Consider the following 26,661-nt stretch of genomic DNA (forward strand, 5'->3'; position numbering starts at 1 on the left):
GAGGTGCCGAAGCGGACATCCGAGACCGGCTCCGATGCGGAGACGATCCTGGCCGCCGGGGCGGTGCTGTGGCGGCCCAACGGAAATCCCGATGCGCCGGAAGTCGCGCTGATTCACCGCCCTCGGTACGACGACTGGTCGCTGCCGAAGGGCAAGGTGGACCCCGGCGAGACCGAGCCCGTGACCGCCGTCCGCGAGGTATGCGAAGAGACCGGGTACACCGCACATCTGGGTCGGCGACTCAGTTCGGTCAGCTATCCCGTCGAGGGCGGTAAGAAGAAGGTGCGTTACTGGGCGGCGCGCATGGTCCGCGGGGAGTTCCGCCCGAATGACGAGGTCGACGAGCTCAAATGGCTACCCGTCCCGGCGGCGATCAAACAGCTCGATTATCCGCACGACCGAAAGGTGCTGCGCCGCTTCGCGAAGTATCCGGCCGACACCAAGACCGTGCTGATCGTCCGCCACGCCACCGCGGGCAGCAAGTCCCGGTTCAAGGGCGACGACCGCAAACGGCCCTTGGACAAGAACGGTCGCGCGCAGGCGGAGTCACTGGTCGGGATGCTGCTCGCCTTCGGTGCCGACCGGCTGTTCGCGGCGGACCGAGTGCGCTGTGTATCGACATTGGAACCACTGGCACAAGAACTCGGGACGTCGATCCGAAGTGACGGGCTGCTGACCGAGGAGGCTTACGCGGAGAACCGCAAGGCCGCCCGGCAGCGCTTCCTCGAGATCGCCGACACCGCTGGCACCCCGGTGATCTGCACTCAGGGCAAGGTCATTCCGGACCTCATCGAATGGTGGTGCGAGCGCGACGGCGTGCGGCCCGACAAGTCGCGCAATCGCAAGGGCAGCACCTGGGTGATGTCGCTTCACAACGGTCGGTTGATTGCGGCGGACCACATGGGCAGCCCGCTGGCCGTGAAATGACGCCCACACGTTGAATGCAAATTCCGGCGGACTCCCGCTCGGAAAGATTGAGCCGTAGATGTTTTGGTGGGCATGAAACGCGAACACGCCGTGGGTCGCGCAGACCCACGGCGTGTCCGGTCGAAACTACTTGCGCCCGCGCTTGGCCGGTGCCTTCTTGGCGGCCGACTTCTTGGCTGCGGTCTTCTTGGCCGGTGCCTTCTTGGCCGCCGACTTCTTGGCCGGTGCCTTCTTCGCCGCCGACTTCTTGGCCGGTGACTTCTTGGCGGCGGTCTTCTTGGCTGCCGTCCGCTTCGTCGCGGCCTTCTTGGCCGGTGACTTCTTAGCGGCGGTCTTCTTGGCTGCCGTCCGCTTCGTCGCGGCCTTCTTGGCCGGTGACTTCTTGGCGGCACTCTTCTTGGCGGCCGACTTCTTGGCCGCCTTGCGGGCACTTCCCGCCGTTGCGCCTCTCTTCACTGCTGGTCCTTCCGCGGGGAGGCGCTGTGCGCCAGAGACAACGGCTTTGAACTGAGCGCCGGGCCGGAAGGCCGGCACGGACGTGGGCTTGACTTTCACGGTCTCGCCGGTGCGCGGATTACGCGCAACGCGGGCGGCGCGGCGCCGCTGTTCGAAAACGCCGAAGCCGGTAATGGTGACGCTGTCACCCTTGTGCACCGCACGCACGATGGTGTCGACGACATTCTCCACCGCGTCGGTGGCCGACCGACGATCCGAGCCCATTTTCTCCGTGAGTACGTCGATGAGCTCTGCTTTGTTCATGCATAACCTCCGGAAACCAGTGGTCCTCTTTGGACCGACTAGAGGACACGGTAAACCCATTCCCCATTGATTTCCAAGAGCCACGCGCAGTTTCAGGCGAAGCCAGCGAACTTTCTTGCCCCCCTTGACCTCCAAAGGGGCCCCGGAGAACCGGGTCCAGTGACGGTGATTTCGGCTTACCGAGCGCCGTTATCCGGCCGGCAGAGTCCGCGGTTTCCAGTCCGGCCTGCGCGATTCATAAGCCGCGATATCATCGCATTTGCGCAGCGTAAGACCTATATCGTCGAGTCCGGAGAGCAATCGCCAAGCCGTATAGTCGTCAATTCTGAACGGCACCATGACCGTTCCTGCGGCGATGGTTCGATCTTGAAGATTCACAGTGATTTCCAGGCCTGGCTGCTGCTCGATGAGCTTCCATAAAATTTCCACATCATCTTGCGGAATTTCGGCCGCCAGAAGCCCGGCCTTGCCCGCATTGCCCCGAAAGATGTCGGCGAAGCGGGACGAGATGACGACCCGGAAGCCGTAATCCATCAGCGCCCACACGGCATGTTCGCGTGACGAACCGGTGCCGAAATCGGGGCCGGCGACCAATACCGAACCTTTGTCGAACGGGGGGAGGTTCAATACGAACGACGGGTCGTTGCGCCAGGCGGCGAACAAGCCGTCCTCGAAACCCGTTCGTGTAACTCGCTTCAGGTAGACCGCCGGGATGATCTGATCGGTGTCGACATTCGACCGACGCAGGGGGACGCCGATGCCGGTGTGGGAATGGAAAGCCTGCACGGGATCTGCTCCTATCAGTCGGTCAGGTCTGCGGGCGAGGACAACGTGCCACGCACCGCGGTGGCCGCCGCGACCGCGGGAGACACCAGATGTGTGCGGCCGCCCTTGCCTTGCCTGCCCTCGAAATTCCGGTTGGAGGTCGACGCACAACGTTGACCTGGTGACAGCTGGTCGGGATTCATGCCCAGACACATCGAGCAGCCCGCCTGACGCCACTCCGCTCCCGCAGCGGTGAAGATGTCTCCGAGCCCTTCGGATTCGGCCTGCATCCGCACGCGCATGGACCCGGGCACGATCAACATGCGCACCCCGTCAGCGACCTTGCGTCCGCGCAGCACGTCGGCGGTCACCCGCAGATCCTCGATACGACCGTTGGTGCACGAACCGACGAAGACGGTGTCGACCGTGATGTCACGCATCGCGGTGCCGGGTCGAAGGTCCATGTAGGCCAACGCCTTTTCGGCCGCTTGGCGCTGCCCCTCGTCGAACATCAATTCCGGGTCGGGCACCGAACCGGACAGCGGCACCCCCTGGCCCGGGTTGGTGCCCCACGTGACGAACGGGCTCAGGGTCGAGGCGTCGATGTAGACCTCGGTGTCGAATTCGGCACCCTCGTCGGTGCGAAGGTTGCGCCATGCGGCGACTGCTCCGTCCCACTGTCGGCCCTGTGGGGCGTGCGGACGCCCGCGCAGAAATTCGAACGTCGTGTCGTCCGGTGCCACCATGCCGGCGCGCGCACCGGCCTCGATGCTCATGTTGCAGATTGTCATCCGGCCCTCCATCGACAGCGATTCGATGGCGCTGCCGCGGTATTCGATGACGTGACCCTGTCCTCCGCCGGTGCCGATCTTGGCGATCACCGCGAGAATGATGTCCTTGGCGCTCACTCCGTCGGGAAGTTCACCGTCGACGTTGACCGCCATGGTCCTGAACGGGCGCAAGGGAAGAGTCTGCGTCGCGAGTACGTGCTCGACTTCCGAGGTACCGATCCCCATCGCCAGCGCGCCGAACGCGCCGTGCGTGGAGGTATGGCTATCGCCACACACCACCGTCATCCCGGGCTGCGTCAATCCGAGCTGCGGTCCGATGATGTGCACGATGCCCTGCTCGGCATCACCCATCGGATGAAGCCGGATACCGAACTCTTCGCAGTTGCGCCGAAGGGTCTCCACTTGTGTGCGCGAGACGGGGTCGGCGATCGGCTTGTCGATGTCGACCGTCGGCACGTTGTGGTCCTCGGTGGCGATGGTCAGATCCGGTCTGCGTACCGGGCGCCCCGCCAACCGCAGCCCGTCGAATGCTTGCGGGCTTGTCACCTCGTGGACGAGATGGAGGTCGATGTAGATCAGATCGGGTTCGCGCGCAGCGCCCTCGCCGCCACCTTCGACGACGACGTGGTCGGCCCACACCTTTTCGGCCAACGTGCGCGGTGTGTCACCGCGGCCGCGGGCGGCACTGGAAACATCGGTGGACATCTTGACTATCTCACAATCTGGGACGTTAGTATCTCCTTGTGAGACAGGATAGCGGCATCGGCGTATTGGACAAAGCCGTGGGTGTGCTGCACGCGGTCGCCGATTCGCCCTGCGGGCTGGCTGAACTGTGCGAGCGCACGGGTTTACCGCGTGCCACAGCGCATCGTCTTGCCGCGGGCCTGGAAACCCACCGCTTGCTGGCACGCAACGGTGACGGCCGCTGGCGGCTCGGTCCCGGTCTGACCGAGTTGGCCGGACAGGTCAACGATCCGCTCGTGGCCGCAGGAGCGGTCGTGCTGCCCCGGTTGCGCGAGATCACCGGCGAGAGCGTGCAGCTCTACCGCCGCGAAGGCACCTCGCGGATCTGCGTCGCGGCGCTGGAACCGCCTGCCGGGCTGCGGGATACCGTGCCGGTCGGCAGCACGCTCCCGATGACGGCGGGCTCGGGCGCCAAGGTCCTGTTGGCGTATGCCGACGCGGCCACCCAGCAGGCCGTCCTCCCGAACGCCAAGTTCACCGATCGCACTCTGGCCGAGGTGCGCAAGCGCGGCTGGGCGCAGAGCGCCGCCGAACGCGAACCGGGTGTGGCCAGTGTCTCGGCTCCGGTGCGTGACGGACGCGGCGTGGTCATCGCCGCGGTATCGGTGTCCGGACCGATCGACCGGATGGGCCGGCGGCCGGGTGCGCGGTGGGCCGCCGATCTGTTGGCCGCTGCCGACGCCCTGACCCGGCGCCTGTGAGATGTGACGCAGTTTCGCAGACCGCGAAATCTGTACCCCCGATGGGATTCGAACCCACGCTACCGCCGTGAGAGGGCGGCGTCCTAGGCCGCTAGACGACGGGGGCTAGAACTGGTTTCCGGATCGCCAGCATATCTCAGCGAGATTTGTCGGCCTAATCACGGTGGTTGGCTGGGGTACCAGGACTCGAACCTAGAATGGCTGAACCAGAATCAGCTGTGTTGCCAATTACACCATACCCCATCGGCAGTCCGTAACCGCAGGTCACGGGCTTATTTCGGCCCCCTTGCGCGGCGGGCGGAACCCATCGCGCGCGGTATCGGACCGACGTGCAGACTACCAAAGATTTTCAACGCGCTTTTCACGCCTCGGCTTCCGCGGCGGCTCGTTCGCGGCCGGCCCGTAGCCGGTCCAAGCTGCGTTCGCGCCCCAGCAGGTCAAGCGATTCGAATAGCGGCGGGCTGACCGAAGCGCCCGTGGCGGCGACGCGGATCGGGCCGAACGCCTTGCGCGGCTTCAGTCCGAGGCCGTCGAGCAGCGCCTCCTTGAGGGCCGCCTCGATCGCCGGAGTGGTCCAGTCGCCGACGTTCTCCAGTGCGCCCAGTGCGGCGCCGAGCACCGCGACCGCCTCGGGCTTCAACTCCTTGGCCGCCGACTTCTCGTCGAGCGTGAACTCCGCGTCGTTGAGGAACCGCAACAGGTCCCACGCGTCGCCGAGCACCACGATGCGGGTCTGCACGAGCGCGGCGGCTTCGGCGAACCGGTCGTCGTCGAGGCCGGTGTCGTGACCGTGCTCGGCGAAGTACGCGCTCAGACGGGCGCTGAACTCCTCTTCGCTCAGCATCCGGATGTGTTCTGCGTTCAGCGCGTCGGCCTTCTTCTGGTCGAACCGCGCCGGATTCGAGTTGACGTCGGCGACGTCGAAGGCGGCCACCATCTCGTCGAGGCTGAAAACGTCCCGGTCCTCGGCGATTCCCCACCCCAGCAGGGCCAGATAGTTCAGCAGGCCTTCCGGGATGAAACCGCGCTCGCGATGCAGAAACAGGTTCGACTGGGGATCGCGCTTGGACAGCTTCTTGTTCCCGTCTCCCAGAACGCTTGGCAGATGCGCGAACTCGGGAATCCGGTCGGCCACGCCGATCCGCATCAGCGCCTGGTAGAGCGCGATCTGGCGCGGGGTCGACGACAGCAGGTCCTCACCGCGCAGCACGTGGCTGATCTTCATCAGCGCGTCGTCGACCGGATTCACCAACGTGTACAACGGCTCCCCGTTGCCGCGTGTCAACGCGAAATCGGGTACCGATCCGGCCGGGAACGTCGTTTCACCGCGCACGAGATCGCGCCAGCCGATGTCCTCGTCGGGCATCTTCAACCGCACTACGGCGCGCCGGCCCTGGGCGCGGAACTCCGCCTTCTGTTCCTCGCTCAGGTCGCGGTCGTAGTTGTCGTAGCCCAATTTCGGATTGCGCCCCGCGGCCAGATGACGCGCTTCGACTTCTTCAGGCGTGGAGAATGACTCGTAGGCGTCACCGGCCTGTAGGAGCCGGTCGATCACATCGCGGTAGAGATCGAGCCGCTGCGATTGGCGGTACGGCCCGTAGGGCCCACCGACTTCGGGGCCTTCGTCCCAGTCGAGTCCGAGCCAGCGCAGCGCGTCGAGTATCGCGCGGTAGCTCTCCTCGGAATCGCGTGCCGAGTCGGTGTCCTCGATGCGGAACACGAAGGTGCCGCCGGTATGGCGCGCGTACGCCCAGTTGAACAGCGCGGTGCGGATCAGGCCGACGTGCGGCGTACCCGTGGGTGACGGACAGAACCGCACCCGGACATCACTTGTCATCACTTCCCTTTGCGCACAACCGGATTCGTCAACGTTCCGATACCTTCGACGGTGATGCTCACGGTGTCGGAGTGTTGGATCGGGCCGACACCCTCCGGTGTCCCGGTCAGGATCAGATCGCCCGGCAGCAAGGTCATCACCCGGGAGATCCATTCCACGATCGCGCCGACGTCGTGGATCATCATCGACGTCCTGCTGTTCTGCTTGACGACGCCGTTGACCTCGGTGCGGATCTCCAGGTCCGCAGGATCGACGTCGGTGACGATCCACGGCCCGACGGGGCAGAACGTGTCATGCCCCTTCGCGCGGGTCCATTGGCCGTCCTTGCGCTGCTGATCGCGGGCCGAGACATCGTTGGCGATCGTGTATCCCAGGATGTTCTCCGCGGCGCGCGCGGCCGACACGTCCTTGCACGGTCTGCCGATGACCGCCGCCAACTCACCCTCGAAGTGCACGGGATCGGCGTCGGCGGGTAACTGAATCGGCACGTTCGGTCCGACGATCGCCGTGTTGGGTTTCATGAAGATGATCGGGTCGTCGAACGTGGGGGGTTCCGAGCCGTCCCCGGCGGTTGCGGCCATCTCGGCGATGTGGGCGGCGTAGTTCTTACCCACGCACACCACCTTGGTCGCAAGGATCGGGGCGAGCAGGCGCACGTCGGCCAGCGGCCACTGTCTGCCCGTGAACTGTGGATTACCGAACGGGTGCTCGGCGATCTCCCTCGCGATCGCCTGGGCGGGATCGTCGAGTGGACCCTCGACGCTGACGAAGGCGACACCATCAGGGCTGGCGATTCGGCCAAGGCGCATGGCGTTCAGCCTAGTAGTCGGCCAAGAAGCGGCGGCCGACCGCTCCCACGACAGCTTCGTCTCGGTATTTGAGATACAGATTCAGCATAGTGAGATCGCTATGCCACGATGGACCGATGTCCGCCGAGTCGCTCAGCACCGCCCGGCGTTGGTCGTTGCTGTGTATCGCGCTGGCAGCGACGACGAGCGCCAACGTGTTCATCAACGGCGTGGCGTTTCTCATCCCGACACTGCACAGCGAGCGGGGCCTCGACCTCGCGGCGGCCGGCCTGCTTTCCGCGATGCCGGGCTTCGGGCTGGTGATCACGCTGATCGCGTGGGGTTATGTCGTCGACCGCTACGGCGAGCGCCTTGTGCTGACGGTCGGGTCTGTGCTGATATCGGCGGCCGCGTTCGCGGCCGCCTTCTCCGAATCCCTAATCGCCGTCGGCGCTTTCCTCTTTCTCGGCGGCATGGCGGCCGCGAGCAGCAATTCGGCCAGCGGGCGGTTGGTGGTCGGCTGGTTCCCGGTCGAACGACGCGGTCTGGCCATGGGGATCCGGCAGACGGCCACCCCGTTGGGCGTCGGGTTGGGCGCGCTGGTGATCCCGCGGCTGGCTGAAAGCCACGGTGTGACTGGCGCGTTACTGTTTCCCGCGGCGGTGTGCGCGGTGTCGGCGTTGGTGTGCCTGGTCGCGGTGATCGACCCGCCACGACCGCCGCGTTCCGAGGCGCCGATCGAACATCTCACGAACCCCTATCGGGGATCGTCGGTGCTGTGGCGAATTCACGCCGTCTCGGTGTTGCTCGTCGTGCCGCAGGCGGTGGTGTGGACTTTCACGCTGGTGTGGTTGATGTCGGAGCACGGCTGGTCGGCAGGCTCGGCGGGCCTCATCGTCATGGCGGCCCAATTGCTCGGCGCCGCCGGACGCATCGCGGCGGGGTACTGGTCGGACCGGTTGGGTCAACGGCTTCGTCCGATCCGTGCGATCGCCGCCGCCGCGGCGCTGTCCATGGGGGCCCTCGCGCTGTCGGACTGGCTGAGCTCTCCGGTCGCGGTGGCGGCGATGGTGGTCGCCTCGGTGATCACGGTGTCCGACAACGGTTTGGCGTTCACCGCCATCGCTGAGATCGCGGGGCCGTTCTGGAGCGGCCGCGCCCTGGGCACCCAGAACACCAGCCAACATCTGGCGTCGGCGGCCGCCGCACCGCTGTTCGGTGGGTTGATCGGGGTTGCCGGCTATCCGGCCGCATTCGCGGTGAGCGCGTTGCTCCCGCTGGCGGCGATTCCACTCGTACCCCCTGACCCCTCAGGTTCGCCGAACCCTGCGCCGGGACTGTGATTCGCTCAACGTGAGCTCCGCACAGGGCTGTTCACACCAGCGCGTCGTCAACCTCTGCCGGAACCACTCCTGCCGTTGCCCACCAACGAGCGAATAACTCGCTGGCAGCGAATTATTCGCTCAGAGCTGGGCAGTACAGGAGGCAGTCCCCGGGGCTATCTGAGAGCGTGGGGATCTGAGCGCCCGAGGGTCAGGCGGCCGCGACCGGCGATATCGGTGTCAAGCTACAGATACCCCGCGATCCGGTCGCCGACCGCGGTGGTCGAAAGCTTCTCGTCGCCGCGCGTGGCCAGATGCTGCTCGACGGCCTTGTCGACGCGCGCGGCCGCATCCGTCTCGCCGACATGGGCCAGCAGCAGTGCGACCGACATGATCGCAGCGGTCGGGTCCGCGATTCCCTGGCCCGCGATATCGGGGGCGCTGCCGTGCACAGGTTCGAACATCGACGGGTTGGTGCGGGTGGCATCGATGTTGCCGCTGGCCGCGAGGCCGATTCCGCCACACACCGCGGCGGCGAGATCGGTGACGATATCGCCGAACAAATTGTCGGTGACGATCACATCGAAACGGCCGGGATCGGTGACGAGGTGGATGGTCGCCGCGTCCACGTGCTGGTAGGCGATCTCGACGTCACTGAAGTCGGCGGCGACCTCCTGAACGGTGCGCCACCACAACGCGCCCGCGAAGGTCAGGACGTTGTTCTTGTGCACCAAGGTCAGGTGCTTGCGACGCTGCTGGGCGCGGACGAACGCGTCCGTCACGACGCGACGCACACCGAAGGCGGTGTTGACGCTGACCTCGGTGGCGATCTCGTGCGGTGTGCCGACGCGGATCGCACCGCCGGTTCCGGTGTAGGGACCCTCGGTGCCTTCCCGCACGACGACGAAGTCGATGTCGGGGTTGCCGGCCAGGGGGCTGTTCACGCCGGGGTACAGCCGGCCGGGCCGAAGGTTGATGTGGTGGTCGAGCGCGAACCGGATCCGTAGCAGCAGACCGCGTTCGAGCACGCCGCTGGGTACTGACGGGTCCCCGATCGCGCCGAGCAGGATCGCGTCGTGCCCGCGCAGTTCGTCGAGCACGGAGTCGGGCAGCACCTCACCGGTGGCGTGGTAGCGGCGCGCGCCGAGGTCGTAAGGCGTCTTGTGCACGCCGGGAAGCACCGCGTCGAGTACCTTGACGGCCTCCCCGACGACCTCCGGGCCGATCCCGTCACCGGCGATGATCGCCAGCTTCATGGCCGAAGTCACGACAGATCAACCACTTCCAGCATCATCGCGCCGACTTCTTCGGCGATGGTGGACCGGACCTCGGAGGGGACGTCACGGTCGATGCGCAGCAGGATGGTCGCGCCGGGACCTTCGGCGTCCTCGCTCAACTGGGCGGCGTGGATGTTGATGCCCGCTGATCCGAGGATGGTGCCGATCTTGCCGAGCGTGCCCGGCTGGTCGACGTAGTTGATGATCAGGTAGACGCCCTCGGCCCGCAGATCGAAGTTGCGCCCATTGATCTGGACGATCTTCTCGACCAGTTGGGTACCGGTCAGCGTGCCTGCGACATTGGCGGTCGTCCCGTCGGCGTAGACGGCCCGCACGTCCACCACGCTGCGGTGGTTGGGACTCTCGCTCGCGGTGCTGATCTCGGCCTGCACCCCCCGCTCGGCGGCGAGCGCGGGGGCGTTGACGAACGTGACGGGGTCTTCGATGATCGCCGAGAACAGCCCGCGCAACGCCGAAAGGCGAAGCACCTCAACGTCTTCGGCGGCGAGCTCACCCTTGACCTGCACCGCCAGCGACACCGGAAGCTCGTCGCACAACACTCCGACCAGCAGGCCGAGCTTGCGGACGAGGTCCAGCCACGGCGCAACCTCCTCGCCGACGACTCCCCCGCCGACGTTGACCGCGTCGGGAACGAACTCCCCGGCCAGGGCAAGCTTCACGCTGGCCGCGACGTCGGTGCCCGCCCGGTCCTGCGCCTCAGCGGTGGACGCGCCCAGATGCGGGGTCACCACCACCTGCGGCAGGTCGAACAGCGGGCTTTCGGTCGTGGGCTCGCTGGCGAACACGTCGATGCCCGCCGCGCGCACATGCCCTGAGCGCACCGCTTCGGCCAGCGCGTCTTCGTCGATCAGGCCGCCGCGGGCGGCGTTGACGATGATCACGCCGGGCTTCGTCTTGGCCAGCGCCTCCTTGCCGATCAGTCCCGCGGTCTCCGGTGTCTTCGGCAGGTGCACCGAGATGAAGTCCGCGCGCTCCAACAGGTCGTCGAGGCTCAGCAGCTCGATGCCGAGCTGTGCGGCGCGGGCCGCCGAGACATACGGGTCGTAGGCGACGACGTGGGTGCCAAACGCGGCCAGGCGCTGGGCCACCAGCTGACCGATGCGGCCAAGGCCGACGACGCCGACGGTCTTGCCGTAGATCTCGGTGCCCGAGAACGACGAGCGTTTCCACGTGCGCGCGCGCAGCGACGCATCGGCGGCCGGGATCTCGCGTGCCGCGGACAGCAGCAGGGCCATGGCGTGCTCGGCCGCGCTGTGGATATTCGAGGTCGGTGCGTTGACGACCAGCACGCCTCGGGCGGTGGCGGCGTCCACGTCGACGTTGTCTAGGCCGACTCCGGCACGGGCGACGATCTTGAGCTTGGGCGCGGCGGCAAGCACCTCGGCGTCGACGGTCGTCGCGGAGCGCACCAACAGTGCGTCGGCATCGGCCACCGCGGCCAGCAGCTTCGGCCGGTCCGGACCGTCGACCCAGCGGACTTCCACCTGGTCACCGAGGGCGGCGACCGTCGATTCGGCCAATTTGTCGGCGATCAATACAACGGGCAGACTCACGCGGTCAGCCTAATGGGCTTGAATGTTGGGGTGGTGGGTGGGAGAACCGCAGGCGTGGTGGGTGGGAGAACCGCAGGCGTGGATGTCACCGTCGTCGGCAGCGGACCCAACGGTTTGGCGGCAGCCGTCGTCTGCGCCAGGGCCGGGTTGTCGGTGCAGGTGTGCGAGGCGCAGCCGACCCTCGGAGGTGGCGCCCGCACACTTGCCGACCCGGAGTTTCCCGGCGTCTCCCACGACATCTGTTCGGCCGTCCACCCGCTCGCGCTGGCATCGCCGTTCCTGGCCGAATTCGACCTGCCCGCTCGGGGCGTGAGCCTGCGGGTACCCGAGGTCTCCTACGCCAATCCACTTCCCGGGGCGCGCGCCGCGATCGGTTACCACGACCTCGACCGGACCGTCGCGGAGCTCGAGCACGGGCACTCATGGCGCAGGTTCTTCGGCCCCATGGTCGAACGCGACGACGCCGTTCTCGATCTGCTGCTCGGCGACAAACGCTCGCTGCCGAGCAACCCGATCGCCGCGGTCCAGGTGGCGAGCCGGCTGCTCGAACAGGGCACGCCCGCGTGGGGCGCACTCAAGGGTGACGATGCGCGCGCATTGTTCAGCGGCGTTGCCGCACATGTGATTTCGCAAATGCCGTCGTTGGTGTCGGCGGGCGGGGGCCTCATGTTGGCCACGCTCGCACACACCGTCGGCTGGCCCATCCCCCTCGGCGGAAGCCAGGCAATCGTCGATGCGCTGATCTCGGACCTCCGTGCTCACGGTGGTGTGATCACGGCCGGCCAGGAGGTCACCGAACCACCCGAGGGTGTCGCACTCTTCGACACCGCACCCACCGCGCTGGCCCGCATCTACGGCGACAAGCTGCCCCGCCGCTATGCAAAAGCCTTGCAGCGATATCGATTCGGCCCCGGCGTGGCCAAGGTCGACTTCGTGCTCTCCGAGGATGTGCCGTTCACCGACGAGCGGTTACGACAGGCGCCCACGCTGCACATGGGTGGCACCCGCGACCAGATGGCTCACGCCGAACGCGAGATCGCCGCAGGGCGGCACCCCCAGTGGCCGATGGTGCTCGCCGCGCAGCCACACCTGGAGGATCCCGGCCGCATCGACGCCCAGGGCCGCCGGCCGTTGTGGAGCTACGCGCATGTCCCGAACGGATCGACCGTCGACCAGGCCGAGCGGGTCACCGACATCTTCGAGCGCTTCGCGCCCGGCTTCCGCGACATCGTGGTGGCCGTGCGATCCGTTCCCGCCGCACGCCTGGCCGACCACAACGCCAACCTGGTCGGCGGCGACATCGGCGTCGGCGGTAACACCCTTATTCATGCGCTGGCGGGTCCGACCCCTCGACTCAACCCCTGGACCACACCCATCCCCAAGGCGTACCTGTGCTCGTCGGCCACGCCGCCCGGGGGCGGGGTGCACGGCATGGCCGGTTATTTCGCCGCGCGCACGGTGCTGCGGCGCGAGTTCGGCATCAAGACGATGCCTGCGCTGTCTCCCTGAGCCCGGAACCCGGAACGTATCGATGCAAATTCGATGCGTAGGTGCGGTGAGAAGGGGTACCCCGGTTGAGTTCGACCGATTCGGGTACCTGTCATCGCATCGAGTGAAGGGGACGCTGCTTGAGCGGGATCAACGGAAACACGCAGACCCCGCTCCTGTCGGTGTCAGCCCTCACTGCTCCCCCCAGAGGGCTGATGACCACGGCATTTCCGGTATGGCGCGACGCCGTACGCAGTGAGGTGCTTCGGTCACTGGCCGATTTCGTCGAGACGCGCTGCGCCGACGACCTCAAGTCGGCCGGAGTCGATATCGCCGCCGACGTCCTGCAGGATTTCGTCGACGGCGGAAAGTGCGTCCGCTCGACTTTCGTCTACCTGGGCTGGTTGTCCAACGCCGACGACGATCCCGGTGCGCTGCGGGCGGCGGCGAGCTTCGAGTTGCTGCATGCGTTCGCCCTGCTCCAGGACGACGTGATGGACGGCTCCGCGCTGCGCCGCGGGCGACCCTCTGCTCATGTCAGGTTCGCGCAGTGGCACCGCGAGCGGGCGATGTCGGGTTCACCCGAACGTTTCGGCGAGGCCGCGGCCGTCCTTCTCGGTGATCTGTGTCTGGTGTGGGCTGCACAGATGCTGCGGGAAAGCGGCGTCGGGGAGGCTGCGCTGGCGCGTGGCTGGCACAGATACGACGCGATGCGCACCGAACTCGCCGTCGGCCAATTCGCCGACCTGGTCAACGACGCCGCCGAATTCCCCGAGTGGGAACGGGTTCTCGACGTGATGCGGCGCAAGTCCGGCAACTACACCGTGCGCAGACCGCTCGAGATCGGCGCCGACATGGCCGGATGCGCGCCCGGTGTGCTGATGTTGCTCGGCCAGTACGGCGAAGCGGTCGGTGAGGCCTTCCAGTTGCGCGACGACGTCCTCGGCATCTTCGGGTCTCCCGAGATCACCGGTAAGCCGGCAGGCAGTGACCTCTTCGAGCACAAGGCGACCAGCGTCGTGGTGGCCGCCTACGGCCTCGCCGACGCGAACCATCGCCGCGAGCTCACCCACCTGATGAGTGCCTCCGATCTGGATCACGAAGACATCCGCCGGTGGCGCGAGCTGATCGTCGCGACCGGCGCACTGGAATGGGTTGAACAGCTGATCGATTCGCGGCTCAACCGAGCGCTCGAGCTGATCGACACGAGGCAACTGGACCCGTTGATCCGCACCGCGCTGGCCGACATGGCCGCCGCCTGCACCGAACGGGCCGCGTGATGCGCACCGTCGCGGGCCGCACCGACCACGTCGTCGTGGTCGGCGCAGGACTGTCGGGACTGTCGGCGGCGCTACAGCTCGCCGGGCGCGGCCGCACCGTCACGGTCCTCGAACGCGGACGCCATCCGGGTGGGCGCGTCGGTCGCGCCGACATCGGCGGCTACCGCCTCGACACCGGGCCGACCGTGCTGACGATGCCCGACATCATCGACGACGCGTTCGCCGCCGTCGGCGAGAACACCGCGGACCGACTGGACCTGATCAACGTCGATCCCGCCTACCGCGCGTCGTTCGCCGACGGCAGCTCGCTGCACGTGCGCGCCGAAGCCGACGCGATGGCCGCCGAGATCGAGGGCTTCGCAGGCCGCGACCAGGCGGACGGCTATCTGCGCCTTCGCGATTGGCTGGCCAAGCTGTACCGCGTCGAGTTCGACGGGTTCATCGCCGCGAACTTCGACTCACCGCTGTCGCTGCTGACACCGCAGCTCGCCCGGCTGACCGCCATCGGCGGCTTCCGGCGCTGGGACAGGATGGTGCGCCGCTTCATCAGCGATGAGCGACTGCAGCGGGTGTTCACCTTTCAGGCGTTGTACGCCGGTGTGCCGCCGCACCGGGCGCTGGCGGTGTACGCCGTGATCGCCTACATGGACACGATCTCCGGCGTGTACTTCCCCCGCGGCGGTGTGCGCGCGTTGCCCGACGCGCTGGCCGCGGCCGCGACCGATGCCGGCGTCGAGTTCCGTTACGATTCGGCGGTTTCGGCGTTGGAGCGCACGGGCGACCGGGTGGTCGCGGTGCATACCGAGGGCGGTGACCGGATCACCGCCGACGCGGTGGTGCTGACCACCGAACTGCCCGACACGTACCGGCTGCTCGGTCACACGCCGCGGCGTGCGCTGCCGCTGCGGCCCGCCCCGTCGGCGGTGGTGGCCCACGTCGGCTGCCGCACCGTGGGCCCGGACGTCGGACACCACACGATCGTTTTCGGCGAGGAGTGGCGCAAGACGTTCACCGACATCATCGACGACGGGCGCGTGATGTCGAATCCGTCGCTGTTGGTGACCCGCCCCACCGCCGGGGACCCGTCGCTGGCGCCGGCAGGCCGGGACCTGCTGTACGTCCTCGCCCCCGCGCCCAATCTGGCAGTGGGACACATCGATTGGGCATCGACGCGCGACGATTACGTGCGCCAGATGATGGACGTGGTGAGCTCACGGCTCCCGCAGGTGGGGGTCGACCCCGAGGTGCTGCACGTCGTGGATCCCGCGGACTGGGCGCGTCAGGGAATGGCCGCGGGAACTCCGTTCGCGTTGGCCCACACGTTTGGCCAGACCGGCCCCTTCCGTCCCGCCAACACCGTTCGCGGCGTCACCAACGTGGTGTTGGCGGGGTCGTCGACCGTCCCGGGAGTCGGCGTGCCGACCGCGCTGCTGTCCGGGCGGCTGGCGGCCGACCGAATCACCGGCCTGCCAGTCCGGCGGGCCCGTAGCCAGGTGGTGCAAGCATGATCGGTTCCGAACTCGACGCTGCGGGCGTACACGACCCGGCACTGCGCGACGCCTATCGCCGTTGCCGCACGATCAACGCCGAACACGGCCGCACCTTCTTTCTGGCCACCCGGCTGCTGGCGCCCGAACAGCGTCCCGCCGTGCACGCGCTGTACGGCTTCGCCCGCCGCGCCGACGACATCCTCGACGACTTCGATCCCGTCATCAGCATGAATGAGCGCGCCGATCAGCTGCAGCGCCTGGCCACCCAGCTGTTCAACCGGCTCGCGCAGGGCAGCTGCGACGACGGGGATCCGTCGCTGGCCGCGGTGGTGCACTGCGCCCGGCGGTACGGCATCCCGTGGGAGCTGTTCGACGACTTCCTCGGCTCCATGCGCATGGATCTGAGCGTCACCGACTATCCCGACCGGGCCGCCCTCGATCGCTACATGTACGGCTCGGCCGAGGTGATCGGTTTACAGCTTCTTCCCGTACTCGGCACCGTCGGCCCACGCGAGGAGGCCGCGCCGTATGCGGCGGCACTGGGAAAGGCGTTCCAGCTCACCAATTTCCTGCGTGACATCGACGAGGATCTCGAGCGCGGCCGGGTCTATCTGCCGGCCGACGAACTGGCCGCACACGGGGTCGACCGGGATGTGTTGACCTGGTGCCACGAGAACCGTCGCACCGACGCGAAGGTGCGCCGGGCGCTGGTGGAACAACACGCCATCAACCGGCGCGTGTACGACTTCGCGCGGCGCGGCATCGCTCATCTGAGCCCGCGGTCTCGCCCGTGCGTGTCGGCGGCGCTGACCCTGTATTCCGAAATCCTCGACCGTATCGAGCAAATCGACTTCGCCGTGTTCAGCCAGCGCGCCACCGTGGGCACCGGTCGCCGCATCCGCGTCGGATGCGGCGGACTGGTCAAGGCGTGGAGGGCGCGTCGTCAGGAACCCAGGGCGTGACGATGGACAACTGGCATTACCTGTTGGTTCTGGCCGCCTGCCTGGTGATCACCGCGCCGTTGGAGACCTTCGGCGACGGCGTTTACCGGCAGGCGCGCCGGGCCGCGGTCGCGATTCTGCCCGTGGCCGCGGTGTTCGTGCTCTGGGATGTGATCGCCATCGTCGCCGACGTGTGGACCTACAACTCGAAGTACGTCACTGGGATCGACATCCCCGGCGTGATGCCGATCGAGGAACTGCTGTTCTTCATCGTGATCCCGCTGTGCGGATTGTTGACCTACAACGCCGTCACCACGATCCTGACGTGGTTGCAACGGACGCGGGATCGTGTGGAGCAGGCCAAATGACCGGACTCGGCTACACGGTGCCCGCCGTGCTCGGGGTGATCACCGTGTGCGCCCTGGAATTGGGCGTGCTTCGCACCGGGCTGTTCCGCAAGCCCGCGTACTGGATCTCGATGGCGATCGTGCTCGGTTTCCAGATACCGGTCGACGGTTGGCTCACCAAGCTCAGCGCGCCGATCGTCATCTACGACGAACGGCACACCAGCGGCATCCGGTTCCCGTTCGACATCCCGGTCGAGGACTTCCTTTTCGGCTGGGCGCTGGTCACCGCGGTGCTACTGCTGTGGGAACGGCAGCGGCTGCGCACACAGAGGAGGAACGCGCCGTGAAAGTCAATGCGGGCCGTGACGCCGGTGACCCCGCTGATGTCCCCGCCGCGTTCGACGAGGGGGCACCGGCCTACGACACGCTGGTCGACTCCAATCCCGGATACCATGAGCACCTTCGTATTTCGGCACAGCGGATGCGGTTGCCCGATGACGGTCGCGGTCTGCGGTTGCTGGACGCCGGCTGCGGCACCGGCGCGTCCACCGCGGCGCTGCTGTCGGTGGCGCCGCAAGCCGAGATCGTCGGCGTCGACGGCTCTGAAGGCATGCTGGCCGAGGCGCGGGCCAAACAGTGGCCCGACTCGGTGCGGTTCGTCCACAGCCGCATCGAGGACCTCGCCGCCGCCGGCGTCAGCGGTCCCTTCGACGGCATCTTCGCCGCCTACCTCATCCGCAACCTGCCCGACCCCGACGCGCAACTGCGCGAGTTCCGCACGCTGCTGCGCCCGGGAGCGACGCTGGCGGTTCACGAGTACTCCGTGCGCGACTCGCGGCTGGCGACCGCGGTGTGGAACGCCGTGTGCGCCACCATCATCATTCCGAGCGGGCGTCTCCGCAGCGGTGACGCCTCGCTGTACCGGTACCTGCGGCGCAGCGTGAACCGCTTCGACGGTGCCGCGGACTTTCGGGATCGCCTGCGCCGCAATGGCTTCACGGCCGTACACAGCGAGACGATGCCGGGTTGGCAGCGCAACATCGTGCACACGTTCCTCGCCGAGGCGCCCCGATGACCGACCCGCAACGCATCACCCACCCCGCACCGCCGCCCGACGCGGGGGTGCCTTTCGACAAACCGCACGTGGTCGTCGTCGGCGGGGGCATCGCGGGCCTGGCCGCGGCCACCGGTCTCGCCGAACGCGGTGTGAGCGTCGATGTCCTCGAACGCGAGACGTACCTCGGGGGTCGTGTCGGTGGGTGGACCGATTCGCTCGACGACGGCTCTCCGGTCGCCATGAACCGCGGCTTCCACGCCTTCTTCCGCCAGTACTACAACCTTCGAAACCTATTGCGCCGCATCGATCCAGCGTTGGGCATGCTCACCGCCGTCTCCGACTACCCCCTGGTCGACGCGCACGGTAGACGCGACACCTTCCGGGGCCTGCCGCAGACGCCACCGTGGAATGCGTTGGCTTTCGCGCTGCGCAGCCCCACCTTCCGGCTTCGCGACCTGGTGCGGCTCAACGCCCGCGCCGCAGCACCCTTGGCCGCGGTGTCGGTCCCCGAGATCTATGACCGTCTGGACCATGTCGACGCCGACACCTTCCTTCGCGACATCAACTTCCCCGAACCCGCTCGCCACCTGGCCTTCGAAGTCTTCTCGAGAAGCTTCTTCGCCGAGCCGACCAACCTCTCGGCCGCCGAACTGGCAACAATGTTCCACATCTACTTTCTGGGCTCCAGCGAGGGCCTGGTGTTCGACGTCGCAGGTGCGAACTTCGACACGGCGCTGTGGGAACCGCTGCGCGCGTACCTGCAATCGCTGGGAGTTCGCATCCACACCGGTGTGTCGGTGACCGAGGTACGCACCGGTGACCGGTTCGCGGTGCACTCCGACGGCGGCGATCCGCTCGAGGCCGACGGGGTGGTACTGGCCACCGATGTCTCCGGCGTGCAGCGCATCGTCGGTCAATCGGCATCGCTCGGCGACGACGAATGGCGGTCCCGGATCGCCGCAATGGGCACGGCCGCACCGTTCGTCGTGCAGCGACTGTGGTTGGACCGGCCCGTCGATCCGGGCCGTGCGGCATTTCTCGGGACGGGCGGCCGACCGCCGCTGGACAATGTGAGCGTGCTGGACAGGTACGAACGGGAGGCGGCGACGTGGTCGCGCCGAACCGGCGGCTCGGTGGTGGAGCTGCACGCGTACGCGGTGACCGACGGAAAAGACGACGTGCTCGAGCGGTTACCGGTGCGGATGGCCGAACTGTATCCCGAAACCGCCGATGCGAAGATCGTCGGCGAACGGGTGCTGTGCCGTCAGGACTGCCCGCGTTTCGCCCCCGGTGACTTCGAACGCCGCCCCACCGTCTCGACGCCGCAGCCCGGCCTGGCACTGGCCGGTGACGGTATACGCATCGACCTGCCGGTCGCGCTGATGGAGCGGGCCGCCACCACCGGATGGTCGGCGGCCAACCTGCTGCTCAAGCGCTTCGGCCTCACCGGCCACGACCTCCAGACGGTACCCACCCAGGGTCGCTTCGCCCCCCTGCGGCGACTGGCCGAAAGGCAGTACGCATGACCATGCTCGCCGAACTCAAGGCACGGTTGGCGAAAACCACGCCGTTCCAATTGCTTCCGCGCACCACGTGGTCCGGCCAGCAGCCGACTTACGACGATGCCAAACCGTCGCTGATCCACAGCGCGCTGCGCCGCTCACAGCGCAGGCCGAGCGGAAACTGGTATGCATTCGCGGCCAGCGACACCATCGGCAAGCGACCCGTCAGCGCCACGGTCGGCGGAGTCGAACTGGTCGCCTGGCGCGGCACCGACGGCAGACTCGCGGTCGGCCCGGCAGCCTGTCCGCACCTCGGCGCCGACCTGTCCACCGGGACCGTCGAGTGCGGCACGTTGATCTGCCCGTGGCACGGACTGCGCTTCGACGGCGGCCGAACGTGGAGCTGGCGGCCCTATCCCGCCCACGACGACGGTGTACTCGCATGGGTGCGGCTGGACGCAGTCGGCGGCGAAACCCCTACGGAGACACCGATACTGCCGAGGCGACCCAACGGCCCGCGGCTGTCGGCGGTGACGCGACTGGTCGGCATCTGCGAACCCAGCGACGTGATCGCCAACCGGCTCGACCCGTGGCATGGGGCGTGGTTTCACCCGTATTCGTTCACGCGGCTGGACGTACTGTCGGCGCCGGCGGCCGACGACGATCTCCCCGAGGACGCCGACCGCTTCCTCGTCGCGGTCACCTTCCGCATCGGTCGGCTCGGTGTCCCGGTGATCGCGGAGTTCACCACACCGGAGCCGCGCACCATCACCATGCGCATCATCGACGGCGAAGGCGCGGGCAGCGTGGTCGAGACGCACGCGACCCCGCTTGGTCCCGACCGCGACGGCGCGCCCCGCACCGCCGTCATCGAGGCGGTCATCGCCCATTCCAACCGTCCGGGATTCGCACACGCGCTTTGGGGCGCGCCGATGATCACCCCGTTCATGCGATATGCGGCCACCCGCTTGTGGCGGGACGATCTGGCTTACGCCGAACGGCTTTACCGGCAACGATCGCGCGCTTGAGCCCGTTTTGCGTCGGGTCGCCCGGGTATACCGCCGAGATGAGCAAGGACATCCGCAAGGGCGACAAGGTGCAGTGGAAGAGTCACGGCACCACCGTAACCGGGACGGTCGAAGAGAAGATCACCTCGGACACCGAGGCCGCGGGTCGCACGGTGCGCGCCGACACCGATAACCCGCAGTACCGGGTGCGCAGCGACAAGAGCGGCCGCGACGCGGTGCACAAGCCGGAATCGCTGAAGAAGAAGTAGCCACCTGGCTCAGCGCCGAACGGCGACATCGAGGACTCGGCGTGGCGCTACTCGCTGATGAACTGGGGCCACGACCCCTTCAAGTGAGGCTCGTCGAGCAGAGGTATCTGCTCCATGGCCCACGGGCTGATCGACCAGGGCAACCCGACCGCCGAGCGCAACTGATCCCAGGAAACCCACATCCACTCCATGACCTCACCCGGATCGGGCCGCAACCGCCCGTCACAGCGGGCGACGAACACCGGACAGATCTCGTTCTCGACCGTGCCGTCGGCGGCGACCGCGCGGTACCGGAAGTCGGGCAGCACACACACCGGGGATTGGATCGATATGCCCAACTCCTGGCGGGCGCGGCGGCGCACCGCATCCTCGACCTGCTCCCCCGGTGCCGGGTGCCCGCAGAACGAGTTGGACCACACCCCCGGCCAGGTCGTCTTGTTCAGCGCGCGACGGGTCAACAGCACCCGACCGTCGGCATCGAACAGATAGCACGAAAAACCGAGGTGAAGCGGGGTCGCCGCGTGGTGGACACTCGTTTTGGCGGCGCTGCCGATCTGCCGCCCCTCTTCGTCGAGAAGGACGACGCACTCACCGGTCGTGGCCATGGTCGTCGGCGTGCTCACTGCAGACACCTCACGTGTGTACCCAAATCCGCCGGGCTAACCGACGCATAGACGATGCAACCCGGTCATGAGGCGCCCACACACCAATCGACGGCCTCACGCAGGCTGTGCACGCGCGCGGCCGGGCCGACGCCGGCGGCCGCGTCCCACCCGGTGCCGCCGAGCGCGACGTCGGTTTCCGCGCTGGCCGCTGCGACCATATCCATGTCGGCAGTATCGGAGGTGTGTGACCACAGCACCACCCGGGCGGAAGGCGTCACCCTGCCGATCGCCTCGGTCAAGGCCGCGACCGGAACGTCGGCGCCGAGCATCAGCGCACCGCGCCGACGTTCGGAGAGGGCGGCGCGAAGCGCTTCGAGCGGCAGGACATGCGCTTCGCGCGCGGTGCAGGCCAGGATGACCGCTGTCGAGGCGTCGATGCGCATGAGCGGTGCTGCGTGCAGTGAGCGCGACACCGCCCACGACAGCGCGTGTTCGACGTCGACGCAGCCGCCGTCCTCGTCCTGCTGGGTGACGATGGCCGCGAACGCCGGCCGCACCATCAGGTCCCATGTGTCGACAACCCCGAAGTGACGCAGGTGGGTGTCCAGGAGTCGACCCAACGCGGCGAGGTCCAGTTCGAATGCGGCCGACAGCAGCGCCTCGACATCGCCGCGTCGCGGCGCGACGGACCCGGACGCGAGGCGGGCGGCGCTGCGGGCGCTGGTGCCCTGCCCGATGAGCTGGTGCATGTGCTGCACGACGGCGATGTCGTTGTCGCTGTAGAGCCGGTGTCGTCCGGGGCGGTGCTGCGATGGCCCGACCCCGTAGCGCTGGCTCCAGCTGCGCAGGGTCGCAGTCGGCACGCCGACGCGCTCGGCCACCACGCGGACGGTGTACCGCGGTGTGTCAGCGTCATTCATGGGGCCTGCTCACTGGGGTTTCGGCCTAGCGAGGGTTCACCGATCGCGCGCCGGGCAAACCATCAATGCGAAAGCGATGCATCAGTTCGTTATGTGGACATGGCTGCGGCTCGAAGCGGGTACTTGTAGCCCCATGACCGATCAGCAGAAGGACGAACAGCACAGCCGCCCCGAGGGACTCGACGACGCGACCGTCGAGGCGGTCGGCGGGGTCTCGGAGGCATTGGAGTGGGTGGAACGCGCACGCGGACATCTGTATTCGTTCCACCAGCTGATGGGTCGCGCAGACCTTCTGCTGGGCGAGGCTTGTGACAAGTTGCGCGACGCCGGCCACGACGGTGTCGCCGAACGTCTGGAGTCCGAACTCGTCGGCCGCAACGTGCTGTACGGCCGTTGGACGTTCCAGATCGTCGAGGACTTCGACGACAGCTACTGGTCGGTGTTCCGCGACCACGAACGCCAAGTGCGCGACGAGCTGCAGCAGGGCCGCAGGCACGTGTTCGAGTCCGAAATGAAGGAGCGGCGCCGCACCCAGGGTCGCCCCGGGCACGAGCACCGCCCCGACGAGTAGTGATTTCGGTGTCGTCGGTGCCGCTGAGCGCAACCAACTACACCGAAATCGCCGAAGTTAAGCCGTTTCGGTGATGGGCCGGTCCACCCAGCTCATCAGGTCGCGCAGCTTCTTGCCGGTCACCTCGATCGGATGCTCCGCGTTCTTCTTGCGCAGGCCCTCGAGCTCCTTGTTGCCGCCCTCGACGTTGGCGACGAGCTTCTTGACGAAGGTGCCGTCCTGAATCTCTTTGAGAATGGTGCGCATCCGCTCCTTGGTGTCGGCGTCGATCACCCGCGGCCCGGAGAGGTAGCCGCCGAACTCCGCGGTGTCGGACACCGAGTAGTTCATCCGCGCGATGCCGCCCTCGTACATCAGGTCGACGATCAGCTTGAGCTCGTGCAGCACCTCGAAGTACGCCAGCTCCGGCGCATAACCGGCCTCGACCATCACGTCGAACCCGGTCTTGACGAGTTCCTCTGTGCCGCCGCACAACACGGCCTGCTCACCGAACAGGTCGGTCTCGGTCTCGTCCTTGAACGTGGTCTTGATGACGCCTGCGCGGGTGCCGCCGATGCCCTTGGCGTACGACAGCGCAAGCGCCTGGCCCTCGCCCTTGGGGTCCTGATCGATCGCGATCAGACACGGCACGCCCTTGCCGTCGACGAACTGCCTGCGCACCAGATGTCCCGGACCCTTCGGGGCGACCATGCCGATCGTGACGTTGGCCGGCGGCTTGATCAGGTCGAAGTGAATGTTGAGGCCGTGCCCGAAGAACAGCGCATTGCCGTCCTCGAGGTTGGGTTCGATGTCGTTCGAAAAGATCTCGGCCTGTGCGGTGTCGGGCGCCAGCAACATGATGACGTCGGCCCACTTGGCGACCTCGGCGGGCGTGTCGACCTCGAGCCCCTGCTCAGCGACCTTCTCGCGCGACTTCGAGCCCTCTTTGAGGCCGACCTTCACCTCGACGCCGGAGTCGCGCAGGCTCAGCGAGTGCGCGTGACCCTGGCTGCCGTAGCCGATGACGCCGACCTTGCGTCCCTGGATGATCGACAGGTCCGCGTCGTCGTCATAGAACATCTCTACTGCCACTGAATTTCCTTATCTACTCACTTGGTTTGGCGATTTGGGTTACTTGGTGGTCCCGATGCTGCGCGGGCCGCGCGACAGCGACACCACACCGGACTGCACGATCTCGCGGATTCCGAAGGGCTCCAACACCCGCAGCAGCGCCTCGAGCTTCTCGGGTGTACCGGTCGCCTCGACCGTCAGCGACTCGGTCGACACGTCGACGACCTTGGCGCGAAACAGGTTCACCGCCTCGATGACCTGACCGCGGGTCGACGCGTCGGTGCGCACCTTGATCAGCGCGAGCTCACGCGAAACCGAGTTCTCTTCCTCCTGCTCGACGATCTTGATCACATTCACCAGCTTGTTGAGCTGTTTGGTGATCTGCTCCAGCGGCGCTTCGTCCACGCTGACCACGATCGTCATCCGCGACATGTTCTTCTGCTCGGTCGCACCGACCGCCAGGGACTGGATGTTGAAGCCGCGCCGGGAGAACAGCGACGCGACGCGCGCCAGGACACCCGGTTTGTCCTCGACCAGAACCGACAACGTCTGCGTAGCGTTGGTACCCATCAGGCGTGGCCTTCTTCCGGATCGTCGAACAGCGGGCGGATGCCGCGCGCGGCCTGGATCTCGTCGTTGCTCGTGCCCGCCGCGACCATGGGCCACACCTGGGCGTCTGCGCCGACGATGAAGTCGATCACCACGGGACGGTCGTTGATCTCGCGGGCCTGCCGAATCACGTCCTCGACGTCTTCGGCTCGCTCGCAACGCAATCCGACGCATCCGAGCGCCTCGGCCAGCTTGACGAAGTCGGGGATGCGACGCGAGTGCGTGGCCAGATCCGTTTGGCTGTACCGCTCTTCGTAGAACAGCGTCTGCCACTGGCGCACCATGCCGAGGTTGCCGTTGTTGATCAGCGCCACCTTGATCGGCGCACCCTCAACGGCACAGGTGGCCAGCTCCTGGTTGGTCATCTGGAAGCAGCCGTCGCCGTCGATGGCCCACACCTCGGCCTCCGGGCGGCCGAACTTGGCCCCCATCGCCGCGGGCACGGCGTAGCCCATGGTGCCCAGGCCGCCGGAGTTCAGCCATGTCTTCGGCTTCTCGTAGGAAATGAACTGCGCGGCCCACATCTGGTGCTGGCCGACGCCTGCGACGTACACGGCGTCGGGACCGGCCATCTTGCCCAGCGTCTCGATGACGTACTCCGGTGAGAGGCTGCCGTCGCTCTGCGGCCCGTAGCTCAGCGGGTAGGTCGCCTGCACACCTCCCAGGTACTCCGTCCAGTTGTCGATCGTGATCGCGTCGGCGGTGCCGTCCCGACGCAGGGCCACGACCAGATCGGCGATGACGGCCTTGATGTCACCGACGATCGGCACGTCGGCGTGGCGGTTCTTGCCGATCTCGGCGGGGTCGATGTCGGCGTGGATGACCTTGGCCTCCGGCGCGAAGGAATCCAGCCGCCCGGTCACCCGGTCGTCGAACCGGGTGCCCAGCGCGATCAGCAGGTCGCTGCGCTGCAGGGCGGCCACCGCGGACACCGTGCCGTGCATTCCGGGCATGCCCATGTTCTGCGGATGGCTGTCGGGGAACGCACCGCGCGCCATCAGCGTTGTCACGACCGGAATTCCGGTCAGCTCGGCCAGCTCCAGCAGTTCCTCAGTGGCCTCTCCGCGGATCACCCCGCCGCCGACGTAGAGCACCGGCTTGCGTGCGGCGGCGATCAGTTTGGCGGCCTCGCGGATCTGACGGTTGTGCGGTTTGGTGTTCGGCTTGTAGCCCGGCAGGTCGATGCGCGGCGGCCAGCTGAAGGTGCACTGCCCCTGCAGAACGTCCTTGGGGATGTCGACCAGCACCGGCCCGGGGCGGCCCGAGGCCGCGATGTGGAACGCCTCGGCGATCGCCTGCGGGATCTCGTCGCCGCTGCGCACCAGGAAGTTGTGCTTGGTGATCGGCATCGTGATGCCGGAGATGTCGGCCTCCTGGAACGCATCGGTGCCGATCAGGCCGCGCCCCACCTGACCGGTGATCGCCACCACCGGAATCGAGTCCATGTGCGCGTCGGCCAACGGCGTCACCAGGTTGGTCGCACCGGGCCCCGACGTGGCCATCATCACGCCGACCTTGCCGGTCGCGTGGGCGTAACCACTGGCGGCATGCCCGGCGCCCTGCTCGTGACGGACCAGGACGTGGCGCAACTTCTTGGAGTCGAACAGCGGGTCGTACACCGGCAGCACCGCCCCGCCGGGGATCCCGAAGATGGTGTCGACGTCGAGTTCCTCCAGCGACCGGATGACTGCCTGTGCGCCGGTCATCTGTTGCGGCTCAGCGCGTTTGGCCGGTGCGGGCGCAGATTTGGCCGTCGGGTGGGTGGCATGTCCGTCGTCGGGCACGGTTGCCGCCACCTGCTCCAGCGGTCGGGTTGTTGGTGCGCTCACGGTGTTCGTTCTCCTAAATCCCTCTTCGGATCCGTCTCTAGGGTCTCAAATTCGGTGGTCGGGCAAGAAAAAACCCCCGTCAGCTGGGTTGCTGTACGAGGGTCGCGCGCTGATGCCGGAGTTATGCCCGAGTAAGGGCGAGCGCGGCATCAACGCGCTTCCCGATTACTACGAGCAACCCCTGGGCCTGCATAACCGTCGACGGTAGCCT

26 protein-coding genes and 2 tRNA genes are annotated in these 26,661 nt (G+C 67.2%); 14 read left to right on the top strand and 14 right to left on the bottom strand.

What is annotated here, in order from left to right; genetic code table 11:
* Positions 1–3 precede the first annotated feature (3 nt).
* Complete coding sequence (locus tag A5790_RS13725) at positions 4–927, top strand: NUDIX hydrolase (protein ID WP_066844921.1); 924 nt, start codon at positions 4–6, stop codon at positions 925–927.
* A 126-nt stretch (positions 928–1,053) separates the two neighbouring features.
* Here the strand turns inward: A5790_RS13725 and A5790_RS13730 are convergent, their stop codons facing one another.
* From A5790_RS13730 to leuC, 3 genes are all read right to left on the bottom strand, one after another.
* Positions 1,054–1,686 (bottom strand): HU family DNA-binding protein, encoded by a 633-nt coding sequence (locus A5790_RS13730; protein ID WP_066844924.1) that lies wholly within the window; start codon positions 1,684–1,686, stop codon positions 1,054–1,056.
* 189 nt (positions 1,687–1,875) lie between these two features.
* Positions 1,876–2,472 carry a 3-isopropylmalate dehydratase small subunit gene (leuD, locus tag A5790_RS13735; RefSeq protein ID WP_066844926.1) on the bottom strand — a complete coding sequence of 199 codons (597 nt, stop codon included), beginning with the start codon at positions 2,470–2,472 and terminating at the stop codon, positions 1,876–1,878.
* Between the two features lie 14 nt (positions 2,473–2,486).
* Complete coding sequence (leuC, locus tag A5790_RS13740; RefSeq protein WP_066844928.1) at positions 2,487–3,947, bottom strand: 3-isopropylmalate dehydratase large subunit; 1,461 nt, start codon at positions 3,945–3,947, stop codon at positions 2,487–2,489.
* A 38-nt stretch (positions 3,948–3,985) separates the two neighbouring features.
* On the opposite strand from leuC, the gene A5790_RS13745 reads away from it, so the two are divergent.
* Positions 3,986–4,687, top strand: coding sequence for an IclR family transcriptional regulator (locus tag A5790_RS13745; protein ID WP_066844930.1), 702 nt, complete (start codon positions 3,986–3,988; stop codon positions 4,685–4,687).
* Positions 4,688–4,720: 33 nt separating this feature from the next.
* Here A5790_RS13745 and A5790_RS13750 read toward each other — a convergent pair.
* The 4 genes from A5790_RS13750 to A5790_RS13765 form a co-directional block, all read right to left on the bottom strand.
* A tRNA-Glu gene (locus tag A5790_RS13750) sits at positions 4,721–4,793 on the bottom strand.
* A 62-nt stretch (positions 4,794–4,855) separates the two neighbouring features.
* Positions 4,856–4,930 (bottom strand) — tRNA-Gln (locus tag A5790_RS13755).
* Between the two features lie 118 nt (positions 4,931–5,048).
* Entirely contained in the window at positions 5,049–6,524 is a 1,476-nt protein-coding gene (gltX, locus tag A5790_RS13760) for a glutamate--tRNA ligase (protein ID WP_066844932.1), read from the bottom strand.
* The gene (locus A5790_RS13765; RefSeq protein WP_066844935.1) at positions 6,524–7,333 is read right to left on the bottom strand and encodes a fumarylacetoacetate hydrolase family protein; all 810 of its coding nucleotides are present in this window, start codon (positions 7,331–7,333) and stop codon (positions 6,524–6,526) included. Before A5790_RS13765 ends, gltX begins: the two co-directional genes overlap by 1 nt.
* Positions 7,334–7,449: 116 nt before the next feature.
* On the opposite strand from A5790_RS13765, the gene A5790_RS13770 reads away from it, so the two are divergent.
* Positions 7,450–8,655 carry an MFS transporter gene (locus tag A5790_RS13770; RefSeq protein ID WP_066844937.1) on the top strand — a complete coding sequence of 402 codons (1,206 nt, stop codon included), beginning with the start codon at positions 7,450–7,452 and terminating at the stop codon, positions 8,653–8,655.
* Positions 8,656–8,879: 224 nt separating this feature from the next.
* Here the strand turns inward: A5790_RS13770 and A5790_RS13775 are convergent, their stop codons facing one another.
* Both A5790_RS13775 and serA read right to left on the bottom strand, forming a co-directional pair.
* Positions 8,880–9,890, bottom strand: coding sequence for a 3-isopropylmalate dehydrogenase (locus tag A5790_RS13775; RefSeq protein WP_066844940.1), 1,011 nt, complete (start codon positions 9,888–9,890; stop codon positions 8,880–8,882).
* An 8-nt stretch (positions 9,891–9,898) separates the two neighbouring features.
* Positions 9,899–11,485 carry a phosphoglycerate dehydrogenase gene (gene serA / locus A5790_RS13780; RefSeq protein ID WP_066844944.1) on the bottom strand — a complete coding sequence of 529 codons (1,587 nt, stop codon included), beginning with the start codon at positions 11,483–11,485 and terminating at the stop codon, positions 9,899–9,901.
* A gap of 78 nt (positions 11,486–11,563) precedes the next feature.
* Between serA and A5790_RS13785 the strand changes: the two genes are divergently transcribed.
* The 10 genes from A5790_RS13785 (at position 11,564) to A5790_RS13830 (ending at position 20,866) form a co-directional block, all read left to right on the top strand.
* Positions 11,564–12,994 carry an NAD(P)/FAD-dependent oxidoreductase gene (locus A5790_RS13785; RefSeq protein WP_066844948.1) on the top strand — a complete coding sequence of 477 codons (1,431 nt, stop codon included), beginning with the start codon at positions 11,564–11,566 and terminating at the stop codon, positions 12,992–12,994.
* Positions 12,995–13,188: 194 nt separating this feature from the next.
* Positions 13,189–14,253, top strand: a complete 1,065-nt coding sequence (locus A5790_RS13790; protein ID WP_066844951.1) for a polyprenyl synthetase family protein — start codon at positions 13,189–13,191, stop codon at positions 14,251–14,253.
* Positions 14,253–15,761: a phytoene desaturase family protein gene (crtI, locus tag A5790_RS13795; protein ID WP_066844955.1), complete on the top strand. Its 1,509-nt coding sequence runs from the start codon at positions 14,253–14,255 to the stop codon at positions 15,759–15,761. The genes A5790_RS13790 and crtI overlap by 1 nt, the downstream gene beginning before the upstream one ends.
* A complete protein-coding gene (locus A5790_RS13800; protein WP_066844959.1) occupies positions 15,758–16,705 on the top strand; it encodes a phytoene/squalene synthase family protein in 948 nt (315 codons plus the stop codon). Before crtI ends, A5790_RS13800 begins: the two co-directional genes overlap by 4 nt.
* A 2-nt stretch (positions 16,706–16,707) precedes the next feature.
* The gene (locus A5790_RS13805; protein ID WP_066844964.1) at positions 16,708–17,052 is read left to right on the top strand and encodes a lycopene cyclase domain-containing protein; all 345 of its coding nucleotides are present in this window, start codon (positions 16,708–16,710) and stop codon (positions 17,050–17,052) included.
* Complete coding sequence (locus A5790_RS13810) at positions 17,049–17,378, top strand: lycopene cyclase domain-containing protein (protein ID WP_066844967.1); 330 nt, start codon at positions 17,049–17,051, stop codon at positions 17,376–17,378. Before A5790_RS13805 ends, A5790_RS13810 begins: the two co-directional genes overlap by 4 nt.
* Positions 17,375–18,106 (top strand): class I SAM-dependent methyltransferase, encoded by a 732-nt coding sequence (locus tag A5790_RS13815; RefSeq protein WP_066844969.1) that lies wholly within the window; start codon positions 17,375–17,377, stop codon positions 18,104–18,106. Before A5790_RS13810 ends, A5790_RS13815 begins: the two co-directional genes overlap by 4 nt.
* Complete coding sequence (locus A5790_RS13820) at positions 18,103–19,614, top strand: FAD-dependent oxidoreductase (RefSeq protein ID WP_066844972.1); 1,512 nt, start codon at positions 18,103–18,105, stop codon at positions 19,612–19,614. The genes A5790_RS13815 and A5790_RS13820 overlap by 4 nt, the downstream gene beginning before the upstream one ends.
* Positions 19,611–20,618 carry a DUF5914 domain-containing protein gene (locus A5790_RS13825; RefSeq protein WP_066844974.1) on the top strand — a complete coding sequence of 336 codons (1,008 nt, stop codon included), beginning with the start codon at positions 19,611–19,613 and terminating at the stop codon, positions 20,616–20,618. The genes A5790_RS13820 and A5790_RS13825 overlap by 4 nt, the downstream gene beginning before the upstream one ends.
* Positions 20,619–20,656: 38 nt before the next feature.
* Positions 20,657–20,866 (top strand): DUF2945 domain-containing protein, encoded by a 210-nt coding sequence (locus A5790_RS13830; protein WP_066844977.1) that lies wholly within the window; start codon positions 20,657–20,659, stop codon positions 20,864–20,866.
* Between the two features lie 47 nt (positions 20,867–20,913).
* Here A5790_RS13830 and idi read toward each other — a convergent pair whose 3' ends face one another.
* Both idi and A5790_RS13840 read right to left on the bottom strand, forming a co-directional pair.
* Positions 20,914–21,471: an isopentenyl-diphosphate Delta-isomerase gene (idi, locus tag A5790_RS13835; RefSeq protein ID WP_066844980.1), complete on the bottom strand. Its 558-nt coding sequence runs from the start codon at positions 21,469–21,471 to the stop codon at positions 20,914–20,916.
* 83 nt (positions 21,472–21,554) lie between these two features.
* On the bottom strand, positions 21,555–22,391 hold the full coding sequence (locus A5790_RS13840; RefSeq protein WP_066844984.1) for a MerR family transcriptional regulator: 837 nt from the start codon (positions 22,389–22,391) through the stop codon (positions 21,555–21,557).
* A 133-nt stretch (positions 22,392–22,524) separates the two neighbouring features.
* On the opposite strand from A5790_RS13840, the gene A5790_RS13845 reads away from it, so the two are divergent.
* Positions 22,525–22,962 (top strand): hypothetical protein, encoded by a 438-nt coding sequence (locus tag A5790_RS13845; RefSeq protein WP_066844987.1) that lies wholly within the window; start codon positions 22,525–22,527, stop codon positions 22,960–22,962.
* Between the two features lie 57 nt (positions 22,963–23,019).
* Here the strand turns inward: A5790_RS13845 and ilvC are convergent, their stop codons facing one another.
* The 3 genes from ilvC to A5790_RS13860 are packed head-to-tail and all read right to left on the bottom strand — an operon-like array spanning position 23,020 to position 26,450.
* Positions 23,020–24,021, bottom strand: a complete 1,002-nt coding sequence (gene ilvC / locus A5790_RS13850) for a ketol-acid reductoisomerase (protein ID WP_197506030.1) — start codon at positions 24,019–24,021, stop codon at positions 23,020–23,022.
* Positions 24,022–24,072: 51 nt separating this feature from the next.
* Entirely contained in the window at positions 24,073–24,582 is a 510-nt protein-coding gene (gene ilvN / locus A5790_RS13855; RefSeq protein WP_066844993.1) for an acetolactate synthase small subunit, read from the bottom strand.
* On the bottom strand, positions 24,582–26,450 hold the full coding sequence (locus A5790_RS13860) for an acetolactate synthase large subunit (protein ID WP_066844996.1): 1,869 nt from the start codon (positions 26,448–26,450) through the stop codon (positions 24,582–24,584). The genes ilvN and A5790_RS13860 overlap by 1 nt, the downstream gene beginning before the upstream one ends.
* Between the last annotated feature and the right edge of the window lie 211 nt (positions 26,451–26,661).

Source organism: Mycobacterium sp. 852002-51152_SCH6134967, assembly GCF_001667105.1.
Classification (GTDB): domain Bacteria; phylum Actinomycetota; class Actinomycetes; order Mycobacteriales; family Mycobacteriaceae; genus Mycobacterium; species Mycobacterium neumannii_A.

Bases quoted from the DNA above. Each gene is read 5' to 3' on its own strand.
- A5790_RS13800 (WP_066844959.1), top strand. From the start codon at position 15,758: ATGATCGGTTCCGAACTCGACGCTGCGGGCGTACACGACCCGGCACTG.
- gltX (WP_066844932.1), bottom strand. From the start codon at position 6,524: ATGACAAGTGATGTCCGGGTGCGGTTCTGTCCGTCACCCACGGGTACG.
- A5790_RS13845 (WP_066844987.1), top strand. From the start codon at position 22,525: ATGACCGATCAGCAGAAGGACGAACAGCACAGCCGCCCCGAGGGACTC.
- idi (WP_066844980.1), bottom strand. From the start codon at position 21,471: ATGGCCACGACCGGTGAGTGCGTCGTCCTTCTCGACGAAGAGGGGCGG.
- ilvC (WP_197506030.1), bottom strand. From the start codon at position 24,021: ATGTTCTATGACGACGACGCGGACCTGTCGATCATCCAGGGACGCAAG.
- A5790_RS13730 (WP_066844924.1), bottom strand. From the start codon at position 1,686: ATGAACAAAGCAGAGCTCATCGACGTACTCACGGAGAAAATGGGCTCG.
- A5790_RS13790 (WP_066844951.1), top strand. From the start codon at position 13,189: ATGACCACGGCATTTCCGGTATGGCGCGACGCCGTACGCAGTGAGGTG.
- A5790_RS13840 (WP_066844984.1), bottom strand. From the start codon at position 22,391: ATGAATGACGCTGACACACCGCGGTACACCGTCCGCGTGGTGGCCGAG.
- ilvN (WP_066844993.1), bottom strand. From the start codon at position 24,582: ATGGGTACCAACGCTACGCAGACGTTGTCGGTTCTGGTCGAGGACAAA.
- A5790_RS13805 (WP_066844964.1), top strand. From the start codon at position 16,708: ATGGACAACTGGCATTACCTGTTGGTTCTGGCCGCCTGCCTGGTGATC.
- A5790_RS13810 (WP_066844967.1), top strand. From the start codon at position 17,049: ATGACCGGACTCGGCTACACGGTGCCCGCCGTGCTCGGGGTGATCACC.
- leuC (WP_066844928.1), bottom strand. From the start codon at position 3,947: ATGTCCACCGATGTTTCCAGTGCCGCCCGCGGCCGCGGTGACACACCG.
- A5790_RS13820 (WP_066844972.1), top strand. From the start codon at position 18,103: ATGACCGACCCGCAACGCATCACCCACCCCGCACCGCCGCCCGACGCG.
- crtI (WP_066844955.1), top strand. From the start codon at position 14,253: ATGCGCACCGTCGCGGGCCGCACCGACCACGTCGTCGTGGTCGGCGCA.
- A5790_RS13770 (WP_066844937.1), top strand. From the start codon at position 7,450: ATGTCCGCCGAGTCGCTCAGCACCGCCCGGCGTTGGTCGTTGCTGTGT.
- A5790_RS13775 (WP_066844940.1), bottom strand. From the start codon at position 9,890: ATGAAGCTGGCGATCATCGCCGGTGACGGGATCGGCCCGGAGGTCGTC.
- A5790_RS13825 (WP_066844974.1), top strand. From the start codon at position 19,611: ATGACCATGCTCGCCGAACTCAAGGCACGGTTGGCGAAAACCACGCCG.
- A5790_RS13830 (WP_066844977.1), top strand. From the start codon at position 20,657: ATGAGCAAGGACATCCGCAAGGGCGACAAGGTGCAGTGGAAGAGTCAC.
- A5790_RS13765 (WP_066844935.1), bottom strand. From the start codon at position 7,333: ATGCGCCTTGGCCGAATCGCCAGCCCTGATGGTGTCGCCTTCGTCAGC.